Below are 17,285 nucleotides of genomic sequence, written 5' to 3'. Positions count from 1 at the left end.
TCTTAATAACAATATTAAAACGCTTTCAATAGTAAAAATAGTTTTTGTAAGTTTTGTAATTGATTTTGTAATTAAAAAAAGTATAAGCGACTTATAATAAGTCGCTTATACTTAAAACTTTATTTTATTTGGGTCAATGCATCTTAATTTACTCACCGGTCTCCCTACATGTTGATACACCATTTCGTTTTCTAACACTCCAATTTCAGTCAAAAACATTACATACTTTCGAATAGAAACCCTTGAAACACCAACTAATTGCGCCATTTCCTCTGTTGTAAATGCTTGTCCATTTAGCGACTCGATCTTCTGCCAAATTAATTGCATCGTTTGCTTCGTTAATCCTTTCGGAAGCTCTTTAGTGACAGTAGGTTCTCTTTTTTCTTTTTGCAAAATTAACGAATCTAATTCCGATTGACTAATTTTTTGTTGTTCTTTCATGAAAGTAAGTTTTTCTCGATATATAGTTAACGCCTCTTTAAATCGTTCAAATGTAAATGGCTTAATTAAATAATCTACTACGCCATATTGTAATGCTTTTTTAATACTCCCCATATCATGTACAGCTGAAATCATCATAATATCGATTTCTTTTTCTTGGTTCCGAATATACATTAAAAGCTCAAATCCAGTCTCTTCAGGCATAAAAATATCAAGTAATACTAAATCTACTCTTGATTCCTCTAATACTTCTATCGCCGATTTTACCGAATTAACTGCTTGAACAAGTTCAAACCCTCCTACTTGCTCTAAATAATGCGTATTTAACATTGCTACCATCGGGTCATCTTCTACAATTAAAACTTTAATCATATTTGCCTCTCATCCCTACCTTTAGGTATTTCAATTGTTATCGTTGTTCCCTTTCCTACTAATGAATGCATATGAATTTCCCCATTTATTCGCTGTATACTTTCTTTTACAAGATACAAACCATAACCACGGTTATCTCCCTTTGTAGAATAACCTTTCGTAAATAATGCCCCTATTTCTTCTTCTGATATACCTTTCCCCGTATCTTGTACTGTAATGATTAATGTATCCCCATATTGTATCTCAAGTTCAACTTGCTTCTTTTCACAATTCGTCACTGCCTCTAATGCATTATCAATTAAATTTCCCACAATCGTAATTAGTTCATGAATAATACTTTCATCATCTATTTCCGGCATGTAAGAATCTTCACTTATGATTAATTTTATATTTTTCTCTCTAGCATAGCTAAGTTTCCCGAGTAAAAAACCAGCAAATACTGGACTTTTTATCCTCTCCATAACCCCACCAATTTCATATTGATGCTCTGATACCATACCGCTTATATACTTTTGTAATTCTTCATACTGCTTCATGTGTGTAAGCCCTAATACAACATGCATTTTATTCATAAATTCATGCGATTGTGCCCGTAATGCCTCCGCATATAGTCTAATACCAGTTAATTCTTCTGCTAATTTTCTAATCTCTGTTTTATCACGAAATGTTGCAATCGCACCAACTATTTCTCCTTTTACATATAAAGGAACACGATTCGTCACAATCGTAATTCCATAAATATTTTGTTCTTCGTTTAATTGTACCTCTCCCGTTTGTAATACTTCTTTTATACGTGAATTAGGCATATACAACTCAACATCTTTACCAATAAAATCTTCTTCAAGACCACTTTTCTTAAACAATCGTTTTGCCTCATTATTTATTAAAGTTACATTGGCCTCTTTATCTACAGCAATAATACCTTCCTTTACAGATTGTAGCATCGTATTTCTTTCTTCAAGAATTTTCGCTATCCTGTGAGGTTCAAGACCAAATAAACTTTTCTTTATATGTCTAGCTAGTAATATTGCTCCTATAATTCCGACTAGTACTCCAACTCCAACTCCAATATAAATAATATGTCTACTCTCCTTAACTCTCTCTTTTACATTATCTGCTGAAATACCAACGGCCACCGCTCCAAGTTGTTTACCCGTTTCAGAAAATACAGGTACAAATACTCGCATTGAAATACCTAAAGTTCCTTCTGCCAGCGATACATGTTCCTTTCCTTTCAATGCAGGCCCTTCATCTCCCCCAATAAAATGATGACCTATTTTTTGAGGATTTGGATGTGATTTTCTTATTCCATTCATGTCCATAACTACAATAAATTGAACACCTGTGTTTTTTAGTATTCTATTTGTATACGTTTGGATTGCAGAAGTATCTGCTTTCCCAGTCAAACCATCGATTACAATCGAAGCATTCGCCACAATGTGTGCAATTGTTTTTGCTTTCTCTGCTTGGCTATCCTCCGTCGTCCGTTCTACATTATGACTAATTAATATATCTGTCACAAGTAAAGAAAAAATTACAACTGTACAAACTAACAATGTAATCGTTTTCCATAAATTCCATAGTCTTTTTCTTTTTTTCATCCCATTAATGACTCCCCTAATTACTGAATAGAAAAATAAGTAAGGTGATATTATTTTCACCTTACTTATCTGCTGTTATTATACTTTAAATTTACTAGTCATCGCTTGTAGTTCTTCGGCCATCTCAACTAAATTTTGCGAAGCTGAACTAATTTCTTCCATTGAATTCATTTGTTCTTCTGTTGAAGCAGCAACACTTTGCATACTAGCTGTATTTTCTTCTGCAGCCACCGCAATTTCATCAATAGCATTTGTCACTTCATTTGCATCTCCAGCAATTCTCTTCGTTGTTTCTACCATTTGATTCACTTGAGAAACAATATGTGTAGTAGAACTTAAAATTTCCGTAAAACTTACTTTCGTTTTGGTTACAACATCAAGGCCTTGTTGGACTTCCCCATTCACATTATCCATCGCCTTAACAGTATGTTCAATATCAGCCTTAATTTCTGTAATTAAATTTGCAATCTCTCCAGATGATTCTCCGGACTGCTCCGCTAATTTTCTAACTTCATCTGCTACAATAGCAAATCCTCGGCCCTGTTCACCTGCTCTTGCTGCTTCAATAGCCGCATTTAAAGCTAATAAGTTCGTTTGAGTAGCGATATTTTGAATTGCTTCAGAAATAGCCCCTACCTGCTTAGATTTCTCATCAAGAAGTTTAATAATGGCATCTGACTCGGATACCGACCTAGAAATAGACTGCATTTGTTTTGCTGTTTGTTCAACCAATTCCTCCCCTTCTTCAGCTCTTTCTCTCGCATGCAATGAGGAGATAGAAATTGATTCTGCACTTCCAGTTACATCTTGAATTGCTGTATTTACTTGTTGTAATGTAGCCGCACCTTCTTCAACACCTTGACTTTGTGATTCAGCCCCACCTGATACTTGTTCCATTGCAATTGTAATTTGATCTGTCGCATCATTTGCTTGCTGTACGCTCGCTGTTAACTCTTCAGCCGATGCAGTGACATGTTCTGCTGAAAAACTAATTTGAGTAATCACATCTTGTAAAGAGGCAGACATTTCATTAAAGGAATTCCCTAATTTCCCTATGTCATCCTTGGAATGGATTGTAATTTTCTCTGTTAAATCTCCCTTACTAATTTTATGCGCCGAGTCAGCTATTTTTCTTAATGGTCTTGTAATAGACTTTGTAATGAAATAAATTAATACACTACCAAATACAATAGCGATAGCAATAACAATAAAAGTCTTATAAAATACTGGATTCGCAGCTTGGGTAATTTCTTCATCAAACATAACTCCAACTACTTTCCAGCCCGTTTTCTCATTTGTTGCAAAGATTAAATTCTTTTTATCATCTTGTTCTGTATAAGAGACACTTCCTTGTTTTTCTTCATAAATCGGTTTAATCCAAGGATCAGTAACTTTTGCACCTGGTTTTCTAGATGGATGACTAACAATTTGCTTATTTTGATCTAAAATAACTGCATAACCTTTTTCACCAATGTTAATCATTTTGGAAATTTTCAAGATGTTATCTAGATTTAAGTTAATTCCTATAACACCTTTACCATCTTTTACTTCTTTTGCAATTGTCACTACCATATTTTTTGTAGATGCTGATTGATATGGTGCAGTAACAATTACTTTCCCTTTATTTTCACGTGCTTCTTTATACCAAGATCTATCTGTTGGATTATACCCATCATCCATTTGGATAAATGGTTCTCTTATAAACTTTCCTGTCTGCGTTCCAATATAAATACCTTCTACTTCTGGATGAAGTTTTATATATTGCGCTAACTTCGTTCTTACTATTTCTTCTTGTCCGTTTGGATATGTATCCTCTGTTAAAATGTCTGCAAAGTATGCTGCATCAACAAATTTCTCTTCTATATTTTGAGAAATAACAGTATTTAAAATCGAAATGTTTTCCTTTGCTTTACCTGTGATTTGTTGTTCAAAATTTGTTTTGGCAGTTTGATATGAAACACCACCGATAATAAGTCCTGGTATAGTTAAAATTAGAAAAAATGAAATGATTAATTTTTTCTTGATACTCGTACATTTAACCCAGTTAAATATTTTTTGCATAATAAGCCTCCTTTATGTAATGTGAATACTTGTGTAATTTTATACAAGTAACATATATAAAACAATATATAATGATAACATGTAATTATTTTGTCAATTATGTATTTTTACATATTCACTACTTCTAAAGATTTAATCATAAAAAATAAGAGAACTTCAGCTTATTATATAAGCTGAAGTTCTCTTATTTCTTAACAAAAATCTTACAATTCCTTACACCTATTTCCTTACTAATTCATTTAGAACTTTTCACATAACTAATCGCCTGACTCCCCATTTGCATCCATGCCTGTTCAAAGCTTTCTCTCGGTACTTTTACATCTAAACTATCACTTAGAGGATCTCGAATATATACAAATTCCTTATCATATCCAATAAGTACTACACAATGTTCATTATACGTAATAGAAACATCTCCACTACTTGTTTCCCATGTAGTAAATTCATCTTCATCTAATGGTGCAAATGTTGCATTTGTAATCATAACTACCGGTTGTCCTGATTTTACACTCTTATAAAGTTCTTCTATACTCTTCCCTGTTACATCCACAGCTTTATTAGGTAAATACTTTTTCGCTAATTGAAAAAGTGGTCCATGATATACACCATATCCAGATTCAGAAAACGTATAAATATTCCCTACAAATCCTTCATTCGGATTCCCACGTACACCATCGTTCATAAAATCAACTTTCTTTATTTCGTTTGCTAATTTCATTTTATCCACTTTAACACCTGCATATTGCAACATCATCGCTAAGCTTGTTACTTCGCAGCCTCTATCTAGCTCTGGTAATTGCTGAATGAAAGGTACATTTGATAAGATGACCTTTTCACCATTATTACTAAACTCCATTTCTTTTCCGCTTTGTATATTGAAGAAGGTTAACTTCTCCACATACTTTGTAATTCCATTTGTATATACATTCCATACTGCAATGCCGAGTAAGGCCATACATATATACCACTTCCATCTCCGTATCACTCTCACGCCCTTTTTAGTTCGTTAAATACGAATAAAACGCGTCAGCATCTGTGCGAATCACCGGTACAAAATTTAGTTCTTTTCCTTTTTCAGGCTGATCTTTTTTTATTCTTTCGGCTAATTCTTGAACGTTCATATTCGTTTTATCCATATTAAGCTCATCTGCCATTTGTAATACTTTTTGTTCATTAATTTCTTTTAATACTTGATATATATCTTTACCATACAAGTCAATATGATATTTTTTTGCTTCTTCCTGCACTTTTTGTTCATACACTTCTTGCGCTAACGTTTCTATCTCTTTCCCTTTTTGGGAAATACCTAGCTTCCCTGCTTCCCCTCTTACTTTCGTTCCATAGATTTCTTCCTCAATGTCCTCTATTTCTTTTCCATTTGTCGAAATACCTAATTTATCCGCTTCATCATTAATTTTAATCGCATTAATTTGATTAATTAAATTTACAATCGTTGTATTCTCTATAGATATGCCTAACTTTAACGCTTCTTGCTTTATTTTTGTTTCATAGATTTCTTCTGAAAGAGTTCCAACGTCTTTTCCTTCAATCGAAATTCCTAACTGTTCTGCTTCCCTTCCTACTTCTGTTTCATGGATTTCTTTTTCTAGCGTAATTTGTTCTTTCCCTTCCGTTTCAATCCCTAGATTCTCCGCCTTTTCTTCTGTATGCACCGCATGTATCTCTCCATTGTTTAATTGTTCTTTACTGCGCTGTGTGTAATCTGTCTTTCCTTTTGATGTTTCAGAAGGAGAGGCACCCCCTAATATACTTAAACTCATTACTCCTATAGTGAATACCGTCATCATTTTCTTTTTCAAAATTAATTCCTCCCTCTTACACTTTCTTTTCCATCATTCCCTATACATAATCGAAATAACGTTATGATCGATATAATCTGTTCAAATGCCTTTTTATAATCGCTTCTTCATAGGGCGAACTTTCTATATATAGTACATGTTATAAACAGTTTCTTAACTTTCCCTTAAAAAAAGACGACCTTGTAAAAACAAGATCGTCTTCTCATCTATATTCTTTGGTTTTTCGGAAGAATCACTTCAAAACAAGTGCCCTCTCCCCATCTGCTCTCTACTGATATTTTCCCATAATGCTTTTCTACAATCCAGTTCGCGATTGAAAGGCCTAATCCCGCTCCTTCTGACGTACTTCTTGCTTTATCTCCTTGATAAAAACGATTAAATAGTTTTGGGATATCCTCATCTTTCACTCCTATCCCATCATCTTTCACTCGTATACGAATTGAACTGTTCATTTGCGTACAATCGATTTGTATATGACCACCTTCATTCGTATACTTCATCGCATTATCTAACAATATGACCATCATTTGATGAATTCTCTCTCTATCCCCCATAAATGATATGCTATGCTCTACTTTCAATATCATCTCTTTTTCTTGATAGGAAGCAAGCTCCTTATATGGATCTACTATTTCTTCTAGCAATGTATCCATTTCAAATGTTTTTTTATCCATCTCAATTTGATTAGAATCTGAACGTGCTAACAATAATAAATTAGCTACAAGCTTAGATAACCGTCTACACTCCTTGGAAATCGTAGAAATATCCATCGCTTTTTCTTCTATTGTCGCAGATGGTGACTGAAATAACACATCCGTTTTCGATTGAATAACCGCAAGTGGTGTCCTTAATTCATGTGATGCATCCGAAACAAACTGCTGCTGTTTCTCCCATGAATTTTGAATGGGTACGAGTGCCCTGCCAGCTAGGAAAAATCCGATACCTATCGCACAGAGGCTTCCTATGCCACAACCTATAACGAGAATTAAAAATAAAGTATTTAACATTCCTTCTTCCGCTGTTATATCTCGCACGATTTGAACTATTTCACTATCTTTTTGAAGTGAAATAGTTCTAAAATATCGTCCTTGCACTTCAATATCTTGTAAACCCTCTAATTTTTTTGGAGAAAATTTCTCCAAATTCTCTTCAAAAATAGAACGAAATTTACGGTTATCACTCTCTATTTTCACTATTTTCCCATTCCAAGTTATTCTAGTTACTCGCGGATCTCCAATTTGGATATTCTCCATACGTTTTCTTGGTGGTATTTTAACATCTAATTTTTCTCCATACTGAGCCATCATTTTTATAGATTTATCAATTTCATTATAAATCCGATTATATGTGTACGAATAAATAATACTACCTAATACACCTATCAAAATGATAAATACTAATGAATTCAATATAGTCAATCGAATACGTGTCTTCTGAAACATACTTCCCTTTTTCATTGTTCTTTTAATATATATCCAATACCTCGAACGGTTTGGATATCTCTCTGATAACCGAATGGCTCTAATTTTTTACGTAAATGATGTACATACACTTCTACAATTGCTACTGTCGTATCTGAATCAAATCCCCAAACACGATCAAAAATTTGTTCACGCATTAAAATCTTTCCGCTATTTTGAACAAGGTACTCTAAAAGCTCATATTGTTTTAATGTGAGCTTCATACTTTGTCCATCTACTTGAACATCTTTATCTTTTCCGAACAGTTCAATCCCTTTATAACGAATAGTATGCTTTGTTGTTAAACTACCGCTTCGTCGTAATAAAGCACGAATTCTCGCTTTTAACTCTGGAGCCTGAAAAGGCTTAACGATATAGTCATCTCCACCAAAATCCAACCCTTTTACGCGATCTTCTAAAGAATCTCTCGCTGTCAAAAATAAGACCGGTGTTTCAATCTTTTCATCCCGTATTTTTTGAATTACTTCAAAACCGTCCATTTCTGGCATCATCACATCAAGCAAAATAGCATCATGTATATTTTGTAATGCTAGAAATAATCCATCTTCTCCATTCAATGCTGTATCTACTTCAAATTCGTCGTGTAATATTTGGACAATAGATTCTAATAAAGAAGCATTATCCTCTACTACGAGTAAGCGCATATTCTCACCTTCCACCATTTTGTTCAATTCTATTTATAATTACATTTTAACGCTTTTCTCTACATAAAATTTGGAAGACTTATTATACAAGCTCTTCCTTAAATTTAGCTTAATAAAAAATTGAAAGAAATAAGATTCCTCTTATCTCTTTCAATTTTTTACTACGTATACCTTTTTACTCGGCAATTCTAAACAATTTAGCTGGCCGCCATATACAGCACCGCCATCAATTCCTATAATACGATTACTCCCAAAATACACTCCACAATTTTCACTACCATGAAGTGTTTTTGTTTCCGTATGACCAAATACAACAACCTTTTCACCACTATACCCACTATGAAACTCATTACGAATCCACATTAAAGTATATGGTTCACATTCCGAAACCTGCTTCAATGGCTCAACACCAGCATGTACAAATATATACTCTTCTGTTTCAATGTAATGATCTAATTCTTGAATAAACTTTACATGTTCATCTAATACACGAGATTGTAAAATTGGTTTTTGGAAGGCTTCCTCATTAACCACAATATCTTCTTCTACAAATCCATAGCTGTATAACGTCTTATCTCCACCATTCCTTTTTACCCAATGATTCCATGAACGTTCCTCATCTGTCGTTAACGCCTTAATCATCATATCTTCATGATTGCCCTTTAGAACGAAGGCTCCATCTTCTTTTAACTCTTTTACTTTTTCAATTACTGCACGCGCATTTGGGCCACGATCCACATAATCTCCCAGTAAAATTAATTGATCCTGTTTTGTATCATATTGAGCTTCTTCCAGTAACTGTTCGAACTTTTCTATTTCTCCATGAATATCACTAATAACAAGAATTCTTTTCATATTATCCCCCCTCTTTCTAATTATAGTTCAAAACGACAGAAACTTCCGAATTGTAATTTTAAATCGTATTTATTACAGATACAACGATTATCCTTACAACAATGTAAGTCTCTTGTCATCCAATTCGATAGTTGCGATTGCTATATTTCCTTATACTAAAAGTAAGAAATGAAACAAAAACAAGGAGAGATGAGAAATGAAAAAAGTGATGGAAGTTGTAGTAGCAGTGGCAGAAGTTTTCGTAAATGGCAAACAAGTTGCAATGGAGTTAAACAAATAATGAAAAGGACAAGATTCATTCTAGACCCTTTACTCATATAAAAGAGATAAGACTTCTTCATTTTTTTGATCCCTTATCTCCTAAAAAAGCCGTATCCTTTTTCGGATACGGCTTTCTCTTATTTTTGACTCGTACGAGCTGAAATACTAATTGCTCTATCAGTTGCTTTTGCAGCTTCATCTAACGCTTCTTTACTATTCTCCCCGTCATACATTGCTTCTAGTGCTTTTACAACTGCATCTCTTGATTCAGGGAATACACTAATTAATGCTCCTTGAGTTGCTGGAGATTGTTTCGTCGCTTGTAATTGTTCCACTGTTACTTTTAACTGTGGATATTTTTCATATTGCTCTTTTACTAATGGTTCATTATATGCATCTGGATTAATAGAGAAATAACCTGTTGCAGTATGCCATTTTGCTTGTACGTCTGGCTTCGTTAAATATTTCATAAAGTCCCAAGCACCTTGTTGTGTTTCTTCTGAAACCATATTCGTCATCCATAATGATGCTCCGCCAATAACAACACCATTTTGTTTCGAATCCTCTGGATATGGAATATATGACACGCCTACATTAAACTTAGATGCATCAATTAAGTCGCGAACACCAGCTGAAGAATCTAAATACATAGCAACTTGTCCAGACTGGAACGCAGCACGAATATCATCCCAACTTGCTCCATACTTTCCAAGTGCTCCAGCTTTATTTAAGTCATCTAACATTCCAAATACTTTTTGTCCTTCTTTACCGTTAAATACCGCTTTCTTTGCTGCATCTTTACGTCCGTTTTCATTATCTACATATAAAGCACCTTGTGTTGCTAACAATTCTTCAAAGAACCAACCATAATTCAGCATTGAAAATCCATATTGTTTTACGTTTCCGCCTTCTTTAATCGTTAACTTTTTCGCTGCTTCTTGTAATTCCACATACGTTTGTGGGGCTTTCTCTGGATCTAATCCAGCCTTAGCAAAAGCATCTTTATTATAAATTAATACTGGTGTAGATGAATTAAATGGCATAGAATACATTTTTCCATCAACTGAATAATAATTTGTAATTGCTTTTTCCAACTTTGAAGTATCGTACTTATCTTTTTTTATCCAACTATCAATTGGCGTAATCTTTTTACTATCAATCATATATTTTGTTGTAATTTCACTCGACTGAACAAGAGCTGGGGCTTCTTTCGTAGCAGACATCGTTCTAAATTTCGTTAAAGACTCTTCATATGTCCCTTGGAACTCTGGCTTTATCTCGTATTTATTTTGTGACTTATTATAGTCTGCAACAAGTCCCTCTAATACACCTTGTGTTTTTCCACCCATCGCGTGCCAGAAACGAATTACAGTTTTATCACCACTTTTTTCAACTGGTGCTACTTTTGCCTGCGCTTCAGGTTTCCCCTCCGTTTTACTATTTGAACAAGCAGCACTAGATAATGCCATTGTTGCTGCCATTAATAGAGCAGCACCTTTTTTAACTAAATTCATTTTCCATTCACCTTCTCTTCTTTATTTAATTGCACCTTTTGTTAACCCTTGTTGTAATTGCCTTTGCCCTACAAATAGTAAAATCAATGTTGGAATGACAATAACCGTAACACCGGCCATTACGCTTCCCCAATCAGTTGCAACTTCTTGAGACTGAAGCTGCTTTATACCGATTTGGACTGTTCTCACCCTTTCATCAGTGGTCACTAAGAGTGGCCATAAGTACATATTCCATGTTGTCAAAAAGCTATATACTCCAAGGGTAATAAAACTCGTTTTACAATACGGCATTACAACGCTAAATAAAAACCTTACATTTCCAATCCCTTCAATAAAGGCCGCTTCTTTCAGTTCATTCGGAAGCGTCATAAAATGTTGACGTAGTAGGAAAATACCGAAAGCTGTTGCAAAAAACGGCACTGTCATCCCAGCAAAACTATTGATCCAACCAAAGTTTTGAATCGTTAAAAAGTTAGGTACCATCGTCGCTTCCCACGGAATAAGCATCGTTGAAATAAACAGGAAGAAAATAAGGTTTCTTCCTTTAAACTGAAGAAAGACAAAAGCATAAGCTGCTAGGCTTGATACGATAAGTTGTCCAATCATAACGACTGTTGATACAATTAAACTGTTATATAAGTATGTAAAAAGTGGTACTTTCTGAAAAATATTAATAAAATTATCAAAAGTAAATTGAGTCGGAAATAACCTTCTCATTTGAATATCGTCTGGTGTCATAAAGCTTATTAAAAATGCATAGAGTACAGGAAAAAACACCATTACTGCACTAATAATGAGCAGCATGTATAATAGGAAATTTTGTTTCCACTGTTTAACAATCATCTATAATGCACCTTTCTCTCAGCAAACTTGAATTGAAGTAATGTAGCAATGAAAATGAAAATAAATAATACCATTGCTTGTGCACTTGCTGTTCCAAATTGATGGTTCACAAATGCCTCTTTATAAATCGAATATACAATTAAATTTGTTGCATCATTTGGTCCACCGTGCGTTAAAATATCAATTTGTCCAAAGCTTTGAAACGCACTAATTAACGTTACTGTTACGATAAAGAATAAAGTTGGTGATAGCATCGGTAATGTCACACGGCGAAGCTTATATAAATAGCTAGCACCATCTATAGCTGCACTCTCGTATAAAGACGTATCAATGTTTTGTAACCCACCTAATATAACTAAAAATGCAAATCCTGTATTCACCCAAACCGTTGTAACCGATACAGAGAACAATGCCCAATCTGGACTCGTTAACCATGCGATTGCAGGTAGATTCATAGAAGCTAATATATTATTAAATAACCCGACGCTTGGATGAAATAAAAATAGCCAAATCACCGCACTAGCAGCTACTGATATTCCCATAGTGGAAGAAAATAACACACGGAATACCCCAATACCCCTTACTTTTTCATTTGCAATCAATGCAAGAAATAAAGCGAATATAATACTCGTGGGCACTGTATATACAACAAATAATAAAGTTGACTTTATACTTTTATAGAAAGCAGGATCAGAAAATAAGTATTGATAATTTTCTAAGCCAACAAAAAGATTAGCTTCTCCGTGTATATCTGTTAAATAAAAGCTATAGTAAATTGTTCTAAATAATGGATAGAAAAGAAAAATTGAAAACAGCAAAATAGATGGCGCCAAAAATAATAATCCTACTCTTAAATCTTTCGTTCTACTCCATAAATTCTTCTTTTTCGACACTTTTACTTGAACCGGTAATTTACCTACTTCAATCATTATTTCGCCACCACTTTCAACTCTTCTTCGGCTACCATTTTTAATCGTTCATTCGTATTTTGATGAAAGAAGCATAACTTTTCTTGCGAGAATAATAATTTTACTTTGTCACCTTTGTTCAGGAGTAGCTGTCCAATAACTTTCGCACTCCAAGTTGCTCCATTTACCGCGAAGTTTAATATAGATTCATTCCCTAATACTTCTACTGATTGTAGCGTAACTTCTTGTCCTTCCTCAGACAGTTCAATATGTTCAGGTCGCATACCTATTCGAATTGTTCCTTCTGGTAATTGCTTTAATCGTCCATTAGATAATGGAAGTTGCAATTGTCCTATATGTAATACTCCTTTTTCTTTGTCCACTTCTCCATCATTTATATTCATCGAAGGAGACCCTATAAAGCTTGCAACAAATTCATTCGCTGGTTCGTTATATATATCAAGCGGTGTTCCAACCTGCTGTATGCTTCCTTTATTTAAGACCATGATACGATCTCCCATAGTCATCGCTTCTATTTGATCATGAGTAACGTAAATCATTGTAATTCCTAACCGTTGCTGAATTTCTCTAATTTCAATTCTCATTTGCGCACGTAATTTCGCATCTAAATTCGAAAGCGGTTCATCCATTAAACAGACCGGCGCTTGACTCACGATCGCCCTTGCAAGTGCAACACGTTGTCTTTGTCCGCCTGATAATTGGCCTGGCTTCATTTTCACATACTCTTTCAGTCCTACCATTTCAATGGCTTCCATTAATCGCTTTTGTCGCTCTTCTTTTTGTACTTTTCTTACCTTAAGTCCGAATAAAATATTTTCTTCTACAGATAAGTGTGGATATAGTGCATAATTTTGAAATACCATTGATAGATTACGGTCTTTCGGCTCTAAATCATTTGCAACATGTTCATTAATAATTAAATCTCCCGAAGAAATCTCTTCTAAACCAGCAATCATTCGTAATAGTGTACTTTTCCCACATCCTGAAGGTCCAACTAAAACAAAAAACTCACCCTTCTTAATGTGAACCGATACACCTTTAACCGCTGTCTCTTCCGCATTTTTATACAACTTTGAAACATTTTTCAATTCAATCACAAGGTTGCACTCCTTTTTTCTTCTTGTATCCATACTTCATAATGACTCGTTGAAATCGCACTTGCTCCGGCACGAATAGCAATTTCCGCATCTTCTCGTGTTTGAATCAGTCCACCTGCAATAATAGGAAATTCTATTTCCTCTGCTAACCGCTTAATAATGGAAGGCATAATACCAGGCATAATCTCTACAGCATTCGGTTTAGTCGTTTTACAATTCTCAATTGATTTTGTAAGAGATAAAGTATCAACAATAAAAATACGTTGAATCGTTTTTAATCCAATTTTATTAGCATTTCGAATTGTCGAACCCTTTGTTGAAATAATACCTTGTGCTCCAATAACGTCTTGAATATACAACAGAGCTTCCTCTGTAGTTGTATTTAAACCTTGTATAAAATCACAATGAAGAAATACATCATGTCCATACTTTTGTAATTCATATACACGCTCTGGTAACTCCAGCATTGAACCAGTCATAAGAAAAACTGTTTTCGGTAATTTTTTGTATGTTTTGTATCCTTTCCAATTCTTTATCATCGCAATATAAGGTTCTTCAAACATTTATTCCACCTAGCTTTTCTATTTTTATCCAAACTAAAAACACCTACTTACATAGAACACCTTTCTCCTTATTTGAACTCTAGAGAATAGAGCACACCTAAGAAAGTGGCGCGTTATATGTAAGCGGGTGTTCTCAAATGTTCTCTACCCTAGTTATTTTGTTACCTTTACTATATTACGCATTTATTAAGTCAGTTTTGATAGATTGTTAATTAGCTGTTAATCGAATGTTAATGTTCACCATATTTTTTTAACAATAATCTAAATATACGAATGAATTCCAACAGCAAACAACTATTTTTAAAATTCAAGTGATATGCAAATCTATTCCATAGTTAATCAGTTTTAGTTTTCTCGCAACTGCTTGTGAAGCATAATTATCCCAAGAAGTACTGTAAAGTGGAATGCGTTTTTCTTCTTGTATTGATATCGCCCAGGCTGTAACAACATCAGTACCATATCCATTCCCTTGAAACTCCGCTAAAGTTTCCACACTCGCCTCAGCAGCTACAGGCGTACTCCTAGCACTGCAACATATAGAAACTACCTTTTCATTTTTCACAATTGCAAAGTAAGGTTGCCTCCACTCCATCTGTCCTATTAAATTAGGAAAATTTTCTCGCAAAAGCTCTTTATTCTTCTCTGTTATCTGTATCGTTCTAGTTGGCTTATGTAAATTATTAGAGAACATGAAAGCAGGGCCCATCCAAATATTTTTTACTGTTCTTTCTTCATTTAATATCTCAATAACCTTTGCTATCTCTATATGATTTGAAGGTTCTCGAATTACTTTCTCAATCTTACCTACCGTTTCATCATCCAGATCACAACGATATCTCGTTATACTTCCTTCACGAGTTCTGCCAAGGAAAAAGCGTGGTGCTTTCGGATTTCCTTGTTCATTTACATATTTCATTTTTCCTACTTGATTATGAACAAATAAAACTTCTACCTGAATTGCTATTAAATCAAGTTCTGAGAGCTTCATTTATATCCTCCTTAGTTACTCCATATACCATTCATACTCTATTTTTCATGCTCAAAACAAAAATCCCATTCAAATACACATTACTGAATTCATCATACGAAATGACTTCTTCATTCTGTCTATCTAAATGGGATTGTTTTATACTTGTTATTCTACAGGTTGGGGTTGTGGTTGTACTACTTCATTCGCCCCAGCAACCCTTAACATATTTGCAATATCTTTAAAACCTCTTTTTTCAGCATATTGCAGTGGCGTAATATTTTCCTTATTGGCCATATTTACATCTGCCCCGTGGTCAATAAGCATTTGAATTACTTTCTTATGATTTTCACTACCATTTCCTAATACGATTGCTTCTACTAAAGCTGTTCCACCACGAGCATTTTTATAATTCACATCAATATCCGTATGCTCTAACAATTCTTTTACGACCTCTACATGGCCACGTTCAGATGCAGAAATGAGTGCTGTTCCACCTGATTTAGTCGTTTCTTTCGTATTAACCCCTGCATTAATTAGTAGCTTTACAATGTCTGTATATCCTTCTCTACTTGCATAAAGAAATGGATTACTTTGTTTCTCATCTTTACTTTCAATATTAGCACCTGCACCAATTAACGCTTTAACTGTCTCTACATGATTTTGATACGTTGCTGCAAGGATAGGTGTTTCTCCGTTGTCACCTTCTACGTTTATATTAGCTCCATCTTGAATCAGCTTCATAGCTGTTTCTGTGTCTCCAAGGGTCGCAGAAAGTAGTAACTGTTTGTCCATTAAATTTATACTTTTTTCTTCTTTAGATTCTTCCTGTTCTTTATGCTTTTCTTTTTTCTTTTCGTTTTTCACATGAACCGGTTTCGATTCTGGCTCCTCTTGCTTATCGCAAGCCACTACCGTCATTAAAAGTCCTAATAACATACATAATAAAATTTTTTGTTTTCTCACAACTACAGCTCCTATGAAAGATAATGTTTTCTTAACCATTCCTCCATCACATACAATAACTCTTCTTGAGTAGATTTATCCATAAGCCCTTTATATTCCTTCTTTAATCGGATTATCTAAACTTATCCCTAAGTTTCTCAACCTATATTAGCGAAGCAATTAGTTTAGCACGATTTTACCGCATTTGTATATATTTCTAAAAAGTATATAAATGATTGCTTTAGGTTACTATATTCCATTGTAACCGTTCTTCTAAAAATTTTACACCTTTTCTATATTTGCACCTGAATAATACGAGAAAAAGACAACTATATAGTTGTCTTTTTCTCGTATTAATGATGCCCACCGTGATTTCCTTTTTTCGGGTTCCCCATCATTTCTTTATTCATTTCCCATTTATGCTCTGCTAGCTCTTTATACGAAAGAACTTTTCCCTTATAGTTAGATACAAAGTTCTTTGCATCTTTTTTGTTTTTGAATGAAATGACGTTATAAGCCATTGGTGTTGTAATTGTTTTATCATATACATAAGTAGCGTCTTCTAACGAAACCCAATCTTTCGAATCATAATCTCGAACAAATTTTTCTTTCGTCTTTTCGCCCGGATTAATCTCCATCCATTTATACATACAACCGATATCATCAAACTTTAATGCTTTTCCATTTTCTAAAATAATTTCCGTTGCAAACTGATTATCCATTACCCCAATTTGGCAAATATCACACTTATCATGTTTCTCATCAATTGCCACTGCCTCTGCTTGTTTCTTACCACATCCTACAATTGTAAAGACAAAAAATAAGCATATAGCAAACATCACATACTTTGTCCTCATTTTATTTCCTCCCTAACCCTATGTTCTACAAGGA

General features: G+C 34.2%; 16 protein-coding genes and 1 pseudogene. All 17 read right to left on the bottom strand.

All coding sequences use genetic code 11. From position 1 onward, the window contains the following. Window positions 1–111: 111 nt before the first annotated feature. Window positions 112–813, bottom strand: coding sequence for a response regulator (locus Q9B79_RS21760; protein WP_306187539.1), 702 nt, complete (start codon window positions 811–813; stop codon window positions 112–114). Beyond that, window positions 810–2,414: a sensor histidine kinase gene (locus Q9B79_RS21755; protein WP_306187538.1), complete on the bottom strand. Its 1,605-nt coding sequence runs from the start codon at window positions 2,412–2,414 to the stop codon at window positions 810–812. Before Q9B79_RS21755 ends, Q9B79_RS21760 begins: the two co-directional genes overlap by 4 nt. A 78-nt stretch (window positions 2,415–2,492) precedes the next feature. After that, entirely contained in the window at window positions 2,493–3,311 is an 819-nt protein-coding gene (locus tag Q9B79_RS27100) for a methyl-accepting chemotaxis protein (RefSeq protein ID WP_483861664.1), read from the bottom strand. 120 nt (window positions 3,312–3,431) lie between these two features. Beyond that, a pseudogene (locus Q9B79_RS27095) lies at window positions 3,432–4,475 on the bottom strand (HAMP domain-containing protein); the annotation flags it as partial. A 235-nt stretch (window positions 4,476–4,710) separates the two neighbouring features. Further along, window positions 4,711–5,460 (bottom strand): C39 family peptidase, encoded by a 750-nt coding sequence (locus Q9B79_RS21745; RefSeq protein ID WP_306187534.1) that lies wholly within the window; start codon window positions 5,458–5,460, stop codon window positions 4,711–4,713. Window positions 5,461–5,473: 13 nt separating this feature from the next. Next, window positions 5,474–6,295: a transporter gene (locus Q9B79_RS21740; protein WP_306187532.1), complete on the bottom strand. Its 822-nt coding sequence runs from the start codon at window positions 6,293–6,295 to the stop codon at window positions 5,474–5,476. A 206-nt stretch (window positions 6,296–6,501) separates the two neighbouring features. Further along, complete coding sequence (locus tag Q9B79_RS21735; RefSeq protein ID WP_306187530.1) at window positions 6,502–7,752, bottom strand: sensor histidine kinase; 1,251 nt, start codon at window positions 7,750–7,752, stop codon at window positions 6,502–6,504. Beyond that, the gene (locus Q9B79_RS21730; RefSeq protein WP_306187528.1) at window positions 7,749–8,420 is read right to left on the bottom strand and encodes a response regulator transcription factor; all 672 of its coding nucleotides are present in this window, start codon (window positions 8,418–8,420) and stop codon (window positions 7,749–7,751) included. The genes Q9B79_RS21735 and Q9B79_RS21730 overlap by 4 nt, the downstream gene beginning before the upstream one ends. A 150-nt stretch (window positions 8,421–8,570) precedes the next feature. Beyond that, the gene (locus Q9B79_RS21725; RefSeq protein ID WP_306187526.1) at window positions 8,571–9,275 is read right to left on the bottom strand and encodes a metallophosphoesterase family protein; all 705 of its coding nucleotides are present in this window, start codon (window positions 9,273–9,275) and stop codon (window positions 8,571–8,573) included. Between the two features lie 398 nt (window positions 9,276–9,673). Further along, the gene (locus Q9B79_RS21720; protein WP_306187525.1) at window positions 9,674–11,050 is read right to left on the bottom strand and encodes an ABC transporter substrate-binding protein; all 1,377 of its coding nucleotides are present in this window, start codon (window positions 11,048–11,050) and stop codon (window positions 9,674–9,676) included. A gap of 21 nt (window positions 11,051–11,071) precedes the next feature. Continuing rightward, a complete protein-coding gene (locus Q9B79_RS21715) occupies window positions 11,072–11,893 on the bottom strand; it encodes a carbohydrate ABC transporter permease (RefSeq protein ID WP_306187523.1) in 822 nt (273 codons plus the stop codon). Beyond that, window positions 11,890–12,822: a carbohydrate ABC transporter permease gene (locus tag Q9B79_RS21710; RefSeq protein ID WP_306187521.1), complete on the bottom strand. Its 933-nt coding sequence runs from the start codon at window positions 12,820–12,822 to the stop codon at window positions 11,890–11,892. The genes Q9B79_RS21715 and Q9B79_RS21710 overlap by 4 nt, the downstream gene beginning before the upstream one ends. After that, window positions 12,822–13,919, bottom strand: a complete 1,098-nt coding sequence (locus Q9B79_RS21705; protein ID WP_306187519.1) for an ABC transporter ATP-binding protein — start codon at window positions 13,917–13,919, stop codon at window positions 12,822–12,824. The genes Q9B79_RS21710 and Q9B79_RS21705 overlap by 1 nt, the downstream gene beginning before the upstream one ends. Continuing rightward, window positions 13,916–14,482, bottom strand: coding sequence for a glycerol-3-phosphate responsive antiterminator (locus Q9B79_RS21700; RefSeq protein ID WP_306187517.1), 567 nt, complete (start codon window positions 14,480–14,482; stop codon window positions 13,916–13,918). Before Q9B79_RS21700 ends, Q9B79_RS21705 begins: the two co-directional genes overlap by 4 nt. A gap of 307 nt (window positions 14,483–14,789) precedes the next feature. Beyond that, the gene (locus Q9B79_RS21695) at window positions 14,790–15,470 is read right to left on the bottom strand and encodes a GNAT family N-acetyltransferase (protein WP_306187515.1); all 681 of its coding nucleotides are present in this window, start codon (window positions 15,468–15,470) and stop codon (window positions 14,790–14,792) included. Window positions 15,471–15,617: 147 nt separating this feature from the next. Further along, complete coding sequence (locus Q9B79_RS21690; protein WP_306187769.1) at window positions 15,618–16,490, bottom strand: ankyrin repeat domain-containing protein; 873 nt, start codon at window positions 16,488–16,490, stop codon at window positions 15,618–15,620. Window positions 16,491–16,747: 257 nt separating this feature from the next. Further along, window positions 16,748–17,251 carry a nitrous oxide reductase accessory protein NosL gene (locus tag Q9B79_RS21685; RefSeq protein WP_306187512.1) on the bottom strand — a complete coding sequence of 168 codons (504 nt, stop codon included), beginning with the start codon at window positions 17,249–17,251 and terminating at the stop codon, window positions 16,748–16,750. Window positions 17,252–17,285: the final 34 nt, after the last annotated feature.

The sequence above is a fragment of the Bacillus sp. MHSD_36 genome, from assembly GCF_030757775.1.
Lineage (GTDB): Bacteria > Bacillota > Bacilli > Bacillales > Bacillaceae_G > Bacillus_A.
The sequence above is the reverse complement of the archived record's forward strand: the minus strand, read 5'-3'. Positions and strand labels throughout refer to the sequence as shown.

What these genes read in the sequence shown, in the direction of transcription:
- Q9B79_RS21755 (WP_306187538.1), bottom strand. Translation starts at nt 2,414, where the DNA reads ATGAAAAAAAGAAAAAGACTATGGAATTTATGGAAAACGATTACATTG.
- Q9B79_RS21700 (WP_306187517.1), bottom strand. Translation starts at nt 14,482, where the DNA reads ATGTTTGAAGAACCTTATATTGCGATGATAAAGAATTGGAAAGGATAC.
- Q9B79_RS21735 (WP_306187530.1), bottom strand. Translation starts at nt 7,752, where the DNA reads ATGAAAAAGGGAAGTATGTTTCAGAAGACACGTATTCGATTGACTATA.
- Q9B79_RS21730 (WP_306187528.1), bottom strand. Translation starts at nt 8,420, where the DNA reads ATGCGCTTACTCGTAGTAGAGGATAATGCTTCTTTATTAGAATCTATT.
- Q9B79_RS21725 (WP_306187526.1), bottom strand. Translation starts at nt 9,275, where the DNA reads ATGAAAAGAATTCTTGTTATTAGTGATATTCATGGAGAAATAGAAAAG.
- Q9B79_RS21720 (WP_306187525.1), bottom strand. Translation starts at nt 11,050, where the DNA reads ATGAATTTAGTTAAAAAAGGTGCTGCTCTATTAATGGCAGCAACAATG.
- Q9B79_RS27100 (WP_483861664.1), bottom strand. Translation starts at nt 3,311, where the DNA reads ATGGAACAAGTATCAGGTGGGGCTGAATCACAAAGTCAAGGTGTTGAA.
- Q9B79_RS21710 (WP_306187521.1), bottom strand. Translation starts at nt 12,822, where the DNA reads ATGATTGAAGTAGGTAAATTACCGGTTCAAGTAAAAGTGTCGAAAAAG.
- Q9B79_RS21760 (WP_306187539.1), bottom strand. Translation starts at nt 813, where the DNA reads ATGATTAAAGTTTTAATTGTAGAAGATGACCCGATGGTAGCAATGTTA.
- Q9B79_RS21685 (WP_306187512.1), bottom strand. Translation starts at nt 17,251, where the DNA reads ATGAGGACAAAGTATGTGATGTTTGCTATATGCTTATTTTTTGTCTTT.
- Q9B79_RS21715 (WP_306187523.1), bottom strand. Translation starts at nt 11,893, where the DNA reads ATGATTGTTAAACAGTGGAAACAAAATTTCCTATTATACATGCTGCTC.
- Q9B79_RS21695 (WP_306187515.1), bottom strand. Translation starts at nt 15,470, where the DNA reads ATGAAGCTCTCAGAACTTGATTTAATAGCAATTCAGGTAGAAGTTTTA.